5 protein-coding genes and 1 pseudogene are annotated in these 5397 nt (G+C 64.3%); 2 read left to right on the top strand and 4 right to left on the bottom strand.

Going from position 1 to position 5397, the window contains the following annotated elements; translation table 11 throughout:
* The 3 genes from FFS27_RS27905 to FFS27_RS27895 form a co-directional block, all read right to left on the bottom strand.
* A partial coding sequence (locus tag FFS27_RS27905; protein ID WP_256659671.1) for an SPFH domain-containing protein occupies window positions 1-613 on the bottom strand: 613 nt, incomplete at its 3' end.
* A 132-nt stretch (window positions 614-745) separates the two neighbouring features.
* Complete coding sequence (gene lpxH / locus FFS27_RS27900) at window positions 746-1468, bottom strand: UDP-2,3-diacylglucosamine diphosphatase (RefSeq protein WP_003132824.1); 723 nt, start codon at window positions 1466-1468, stop codon at window positions 746-748.
* A gap of 4 nt (window positions 1469-1472) precedes the next feature.
* Window positions 1473-1970 (bottom strand): peptidylprolyl isomerase, encoded by a 498-nt coding sequence (locus FFS27_RS27895; protein WP_003087890.1) that lies wholly within the window; start codon window positions 1968-1970, stop codon window positions 1473-1475.
* A 122-nt stretch (window positions 1971-2092) separates the two neighbouring features.
* Here FFS27_RS27895 and FFS27_RS27890 point away from each other — a divergent pair, with 122 nt between their 5' ends.
* Together FFS27_RS27890 and cysS are read left to right on the top strand one after the other, a co-directional pair.
* The gene (locus FFS27_RS27890) at window positions 2093-3763 is read left to right on the top strand and encodes a glutamine--tRNA ligase/YqeY domain fusion protein (protein WP_021264605.1); all 1671 of its coding nucleotides are present in this window, start codon (window positions 2093-2095) and stop codon (window positions 3761-3763) included.
* Window positions 3764-3772: 9 nt separating this feature from the next.
* Window positions 3773-5155 (top strand): cysteine--tRNA ligase, encoded by a 1383-nt coding sequence (gene cysS, locus FFS27_RS27885; RefSeq protein ID WP_003113587.1) that lies wholly within the window; start codon window positions 3773-3775, stop codon window positions 5153-5155.
* A 57-nt stretch (window positions 5156-5212) separates the two neighbouring features.
* Here cysS and FFS27_RS27880 read toward each other — a convergent pair.
* Window positions 5213-5397, bottom strand: a pseudogene (locus tag FFS27_RS27880) (bifunctional methylenetetrahydrofolate dehydrogenase/methenyltetrahydrofolate cyclohydrolase); the annotation flags it as partial.

Below are 5397 nucleotides of genomic sequence, written 5' to 3'. Positions count from 1 at the left end.
GTACCTGATCAAGCGCAAGGAAGTCCGCGGGCCGCGCGGCGCCATTCCGCACCAGACCGCGATCCTCCAGGCCGTCGTTGAGCTGGTTCTCGAACTCGGCGGCGAATTCGCTGCGGGCTCCGGCGTAGTAGTCGTCGGCGCTCATCAGCGAAGCGGTGGCCTGGAGGGTTTCCTTGATCGCCGGCACCAGTGCGGTGCGGATGAAATTGTCCGGGTTGCGGTATTCCTGGGCCATCTTCAGGAACGGCTCGCCGCCGGGCAGGCGAAAGCGCGCGGAAGATTCGACCTTGGCGTCGACGTTGCCGAGAAACACGATCGGGAAAGCCTCGATGGTGGCGCCGAGGCCGTCGTTGTCCGGATTGGTGTCGTTATCGTCCATGACCAGCACGGACTGCACGCTGATGGCCTTCTTCCAGGTGGTGGCGCGACCGAACCACTTGGTCGCGTAGCCGACGTCATCGACGATCTTCTCGTCGCCGAAGATGGTCCTTACATGGGTCATGAAGCCGGCTTCGTTATAGAAGAACACGCCGTTGAACAGGCCGAAGCCGAGGGCGAGCACGCCGAGGGGGGCGGCGACGAACTTGATGAGGTTTCCCTTCGAGATGATCACGATCATTCCTTGATGCGGGGTGGGGGAGCGCGATCCTGCTGAAAGGTGGCCCGCAACGTCAAGATGGACGGCGGAAAAAATGCGAATCGCATAATGTTTCGCTGAAAGGCCCGCATGGCGGGCCTGGGTGGGTCAGAGCGGGAAGGGCGCCTGGCGATGGCCGTTGGCGTCGACCTCCAGGGCCCAGCCCTGGTGGTCCCAGTCGCCGAGCACGATGCGCCGGGCGGGCTGGCCGTCGATGTCCAGCGGGTGTTCGGCCGGCCGATGAGTGTGGCCGTGGATCAGGGTACGCACGCCATGCCTGCGCATGACTCGGGGCACTTCTTCGGGTGTGACATCGATGATGTCGACGGCTTTCATGCGGGTCTGCGCGCGGCTTTCCTTGCGCAGCTTGCGTGCCAGCTTGTGCCGGGTGGCCAGCGGCAGGTGGCGCAGTACCCAGAGCGTGAGCGGGTTGCGCAGCCAGCGGCGCAGGCGCATGTAGGCCTCGTCGCGGGTGCACAGGCTGTCCCCGTGCATCAGCAATACCGGCTCGCCGTACAGGTCGATCACGCTCGGGTCGGGCAGCAGCGTGCATCCGGCCTCGCGGCAGAACGCCTTGCCGATGAGGAAGTCGCGATTGCCGTGCATCAGGTAGATGCGCGTACCGCCGTCGGCCACCTGGCGCAGGGACTGGGCGATGGAGCGCTGGAAGGCGTCCATGCCGTCGTCGCCGATCCAGGCTTCGAAGAAGTCGCCGAGGATGTACAGGGCCTCGGCCCGGCGGGCGCGCTCATCGAGGAAAGACAGAAACGCCCGGGTGATGTCCGGGCGTTCCGCTTCGAGATGCAGGTCCGAGATGAACAGGACGCTCATCGCTTCATTCTTCGACGATTTCGGCCTTCTCGATGATCACGTCCTCGGCCGGCACGTCCTGGTGGCCGCTGCGCATGGTGGTGGCCACGCCCTTGATCTTGTTGACCACGTCCATGCCCTCGACCACTTCGCCGAAGACGGCATAGCCCCAGCCCTGGGTGGTGGGGGCGGTGTGGTTGAGGAAATCGTTGTCGGCGACGTTGATGAAGAACTGCGCGCTGGCCGAATGGGGGTCCATGGTACGAGCCATGGCGATGCTGCCGACCTTGTTGGTCAGGCCGTTGTTGGCTTCGTTCTTGATCGGCGCGCGAGTGGGCTTCTGCTTCATGCCCGGCTCGAAACCGCCGCCCTGGATCATGAAGTTGTTGATCACGCGGTGGAAGACGGTGTTGTCGTAGTGGCCACTTTTCACGTACTCCTTGAAGTTCGCCGCGGTTTCCGGGGCTTTCTCTTCATCGAGCTTCAGGGTGATGACGCCATGGTTGGTATGCAGCTTGATCATGTGGGTAATCCGCTTTGTCGTGAAAATCGAAGGCCTGTCAGGGGGTTGACAGCTTCGGCTATGATAAGCGCTTTGATTTGCCCGGCCTACCCTGGTCGGGCGAGAGCATGACCAAGGATCCCATGAGCAAGCCAGAGACCACCGCCGCCCCGAACTTCCTGCGCCAGATCGTTCAAGCCGACCTGGATGCCGGCAAGCACGCGAAGATCGTCACCCGTTTCCCCCCGGAGCCCAACGGTTACCTGCACATCGGCCACGCCAAGTCGATCTGCCTGAACTTCGGCCTGGCCCAGGAATTCGCTGGCGATTGCCATCTGCGCTTCGATGACACCAACCCGGCCAAGGAAGACCAGGAGTACATCGATGCCATCGAGGCCGACATCAAGTGGCTGGGCTTCCAGTGGTCCGGCGAGGTCTGCTATGCCTCCAACTATTTCGACCAGCTGCATGCCTGGGCCATCGAGCTGATCAAGGCCGGCAAGGCGTTCGTCTGCGACCTCGGTCCCGAGGAAATGCGCGAATACCGCGGTACCCTCACCGAGCCGGGCCGCAACAGCCCTTACCGTGACCGTTCGGTGGAGGAGAACCTCGACCTGTTCGCCCGCATGAAGGCCGGTGAGTTCCCCGACGGCGCCCGTTCGCTGCGGGCGAAGATCGACATGGGTTCGCCGAACATGAACCTGCGCGACCCGATCCTGTACCGCATCCGCCATGCGCATCACCACCAGACCGGCGACAAGTGGTGCATCTACCCGAGCTACGACTTCACCCACGGTCAGTCGGACGCCATCGAGGGCATCACCCATTCGATCTGCACCCTGGAATTCGAAGACCATCGTCCGCTCTACGAGTGGTTCCTGGCCAACCTGCCGGTACCTGCGCAACCGCGCCAGTACGAATTCTCCCGGCTCAACCTGAACTACACCGTGACCAGCAAGCGCAAGCTCAAGCAACTGGTCGACGAAGGCCATGTCAGCGGCTGGGACGATCCGCGCATGTCGACCCTGTCCGGCTATCGCCGCCGCGGCTACACCCCGGAGTCGATCCGCAACTTCTGCGAGATGATCGGGGTGAACCGCGCCAGCGGCGTGGTCGACATCGGCATGCTCGAGTTCAGCATACGCGACCACCTGGACGCCACCGCGCCGCGTGCCATGTGCGTGCTACAACCGCTCAAGGTGGTGATCACCAACTACCCCGAAGGGCAGGTGGAGAACCTCGAGTTGCCGCGTCATCCGAAGGAAGACATGGGGGTGCGCGTACTGCCGTTCGGTCGCGAGCTGTTCATCGATGCCGGTGACTTCGAGGAAGTCCCGCCGGCCGGCTACAAGCGCCTGATCCCCGGTGGCGAGGTGCGTCTGCGCGGCAGCTACGTGATCCGTGCCGACGAAGCGATCAAGGATGCCGACGGCAATATCGTCGAACTGCGCTGCAGCTACGATCCGGACACCCTGGGCAAGAACCCGGAAGGCCGCAAGGTCAAGGGCGTGATCCACTGGGTGCCGGCCGAGGGCAGCGTCGAGTGCGAAGTGCGCCTGTACGATCGGCTGTTCCGCTCGGCCAATCCGGAGAAGGCGGAAGAGGGCGGCAGCTTCCTCGACAACATCAACGCCGACTCCCTGCAGGTACTGACCGGCTGTCGCGCCGAGCCGTCGCTGGGCCAGGCGAACCCGGAGGATCGCTTCCAGTTCGAGCGCGAAGGCTATTTCGTCGCCGACCTGAAGGACTCCAGGCCGGGCAAGCCGGTGTTCAACCGTACCGTCACCCTGCGTGACTCCTGGGGACAGGGCTGAGGAAAGACCGTGCTGCAGATCTACAACACGCTGAGCAAGACCAAAGAAGTCTTCACGCCGCTGGTCGGCAACCAGGTGCGCATGTACGTGTGCGGCATGACCGTGTACGACTACTGCCATCTGGGCCACGGCCGCAGCATGGTGGCGTTCGACGTGATCACCCGCTGGTTGCGCCACCGTGGCTACGACCTGACGTACGTGCGCAACATCACCGATATCGATGACAAGATCATCAATCGCGCCAACGAGAACGGCGAACCGTTCGATGTGCTGACCGAGCGCATGATCGCGGCGATGCACGAGGACGAGGCCCGGCTGAACATCCTCAAGCCGGACCAGGAGCCGCGCGCCACCGATCACATCGCCGGCATGCACGCGATGATCCAGACCCTGATCGACAAGGGCTATGCCTACGCGCCGGGCAACGGTGACGTGTACTACCGGGTCGGCAAGTTCGCTGGCTACGGCAAGTTGTCGCGGCGGCGGGTCGAGGACCTGCGCATCGGTGCGCGGATCGAGCCGGGCGAAGCGAAGGAGGATCCGCTCGATTTCGTGCTCTGGAAGGGCGCCAAGCCGGGCGAGCCGAGCTGGTCGTCGCCCTGGGGCGAGGGGCGCCCGGGCTGGCACATCGAGTGCTCGGTGATGTCCACCTGCTGCCTGGGCGATTCCTTCGACATCCATGGCGGTGGCAACGACTTGGAGTTCCCTCACCACGAGAACGAGATCGCCCAGAGCGAGGCCGCGACCGGCAAGCCCTACGCCAAGTCCTGGCTGCACTGCGGGATGATCACCATCAACGGCGAGAAGATGTCCAAGTCGCTGGGCAATTTCTTCACCATCCGCGAAGTGCTGGAGAAATATCACCCCGAAGTGGTGCGTTACCTGCTGATCGCCAGCCATTACCGCAGTCCGATCAACTACTCGGAGGAGAACCTGCGCGAGGCCAAGGCGGCCCTGGACCGTTTCTACAACGCGCTCAAGGGGCTGCCCGAGGCGGCGCCGGCGGAAGCGGCGGAGTATGTCGAGCGCTTCGCCGCGGCGATGGACGACGACTTCAATACCGCGGGTGCCTGCTCGGTGCTGTTCGAGCTGGCGCGGGAGGTCAATCGTCTGCGCGAAAGCGACCTGTCGGCGGCGGCTGCGCTGGCCGCGCGCCTGAAGCAGTTGGCTGGCCTGCTGGGGGTGCTGCAGCTGGAGCCGGAAGCCTTCCTGCAGGCGGGCGCCGAGGGCAAGGTCGATGCGGCCGAGGTCGAGGCGCTGATCCAGGCGCGCCTGGAGGCGCGGGCGGCGAAGAACTGGGCGGAGTCCGACCGGATTCGCGACCAGCTCACCGCCATGGGCGTGGTGCTGGAGGATGGCAAGGGCGGCACTACCTGGCGCCTGGCCGACTGAACCCGCAGCGATAAATGAAAAGCCCCGCGTTCGCGGGGCTTTTCATTACCGGCGACCTCAGTCGTGCAGGTGTTCGGCGGCGTGCAGGGTATTTTCCAGCAGGCAGGCGCGGGTCATCGGCCCGACGCCGCCCGGCACCGGGGTGATCCAGCTGGCGCGTTGCGCCGCCACCTCGTATTCCACGTCGCCGACCAGGCGGCCGTCGGCCTGGCGGTTGATGCCGACGTCGATGACGATGGCGC

This window comes from Pseudomonas sp. 2VD (genome assembly GCF_005503585.1).
GTDB classification, from domain to species: Bacteria; Pseudomonadota; Gammaproteobacteria; order Pseudomonadales; family Pseudomonadaceae; genus Pseudomonas; species Pseudomonas aeruginosa.
Note: the sequence above shows the minus strand (reverse complement) of the source record. Positions and strands in the feature narration are given on the sequence as shown.